Genomic DNA, 1769 nt, shown 5'->3' on the forward strand with positions numbered 1-1769 from the left:
GCCGTGCCGCCCGGCCTGCTGGCGCTGCGCGCGCCGATGGCCGGACGCGTGGTGCAGTTGAACGCCGCCGCCGGCGACGTGCTGGGCGCGCACGCCGAAGCGCTGGTGCTGGAAGCGATGAAGATGCAGCATGGCATCGCCCTGCCCGAGGCCGCGCGTATCGAGGCGCTGCGCGTCGCGACCGGCGACTTTGTCGACGAAGGCCAGCTGCTGATGCTGCTGGCGCCGGCCGACGACATCGCGGCCGATGATGCAACGGCTCGCGCGCACGACCTCGAGCACATCCGCGCCGACCTGCAGCAGGTGCACGAGCGCACGGCGCTGACGCTGGACGCGGCCCGCCCCGAAGCGATGCAGCGCCGCCACACCGCTGGCGGCCGCAGCGCGCGCGAGAACATCGCCGCGCTCTGCGACGACGGTTCGTTCATCGAATACGGCGCCTATGCCATCGCTGCGCAGACCCGCCGCCGCCCGGTCGACGAACTGGTGCGCCAGACACCGGCCGACGGTATGGTCACCGGCATCGGCACGGTGAATGCCGCGCACTTTGGCGACCAGGCCTCGCGCTGCGCGGTGATGGCCTACGACTACACCGTGCTGGCCGGCACGCAGGGCTTTCGCAACCATGCGAAGAAAGACCGGCTGCTGGGCCTGGCGCATGAACTGAAGCTGCCGACCGTGCTGTTCGCCGAAGGCGGCGGCGGCCGGCCAGGCGAAGTCGACATGCCCATCGTCGCCGGGCTGAACAACCACACCTTCAGCCAGTTCGCTGCGCTCTCCGGCCAGGTGCCGGTGCTGGGCATCGTGCATGGCCGCTGCTTCGCTGGCAATGCCGCGCTGCTGGGTTGCACCGACACCATCATCGCCACCGCATCCGCCAACATCGGCATGGGCGGGCCGGCGATGATCGAAGGCGGTGGCCTGGGCGTGTTCCGGCCCGAGGAGATCGGCCCCGCCGCCGAGTTGCATGCCAACGGCGTGATCGACCTGCTGGTCGCCGATGAAGCCGCCGCGGTGGCCGCGGCGCGGCAGTACCTGGGCTACTTCCAGGGCCACGTGGCGACGTGGCGAGCCGGCGACGCCCGCGCGCTGCGCCACGCCGTGCCCGAGCAACGCCAGCGCGTCTACGACATGCGCGCGCTGCTGCGCTCTTTGGCCGATAGCGATTCGGTGCTGGAGCTGCGCGCCGGCTTCGGCCGCGGCATGATCACCGCGCTGGCCCGCATCGAAGGCCGGCCGCTGGGCGTGCTGGCCAACAACCCGCATCAGCTGGGCGGCGCGATCGACCCCGACGCCGCCGACAAGGCTGCACGCTTCCTGCAGCTGTGTGAGGCGCATCGCCTGCCTATCGTGTCCTTGTGCGATACGCCCGGCTTCATGGTCGGCCCGGACATCGAGCGCCAGGCCCAGGTGCGCCACGCCTGCCGCATGTTCCTGGCCGCCGCGCGACTGAGCGTGCCCTGCTTCACCGTGGTCGTGCGCAAGGGTTACGGCCTGGGCGCACAGGCCATGGCGGTGGGCGGTTTCGACGCGCCGGTGTTCACGATTGCCTGGCCCACCGGCGAGTTCGGCGCCATGGGCCTGGAAGGTGCGGTGCGCCTGGGTTTTCGCAAGGAACTCGAAGCCGCGGCCGAAGGACCGGAGCGCGAGGCGCTGTACCAGCAGTTGGTGGCCCAGCAGTACCGCAACGGCTCGGCGATCAACATGGCGACCACGCTGGAGATCGACGCGGTGATCGACCCCGCCGACACCCGCGCCTGGCTGCTGCG

General features: G+C 71.1%; 1 protein-coding gene. It reads left to right on the forward strand.

The features are described 5' to 3' along the window. A partial coding sequence (locus tag VLK61_RS23405; RefSeq protein ID WP_325424490.1) for a carboxyl transferase domain-containing protein occupies positions 1–1769 on the forward strand: 1769 nt, incomplete at both ends.

Origin of the sequence: Aquabacterium sp., assembly GCF_035476535.1 — a bacterium.
In the GTDB taxonomy this organism is placed as follows: domain Bacteria; phylum Pseudomonadota; class Gammaproteobacteria; order Burkholderiales; family Burkholderiaceae_C; genus Pseudaquabacterium.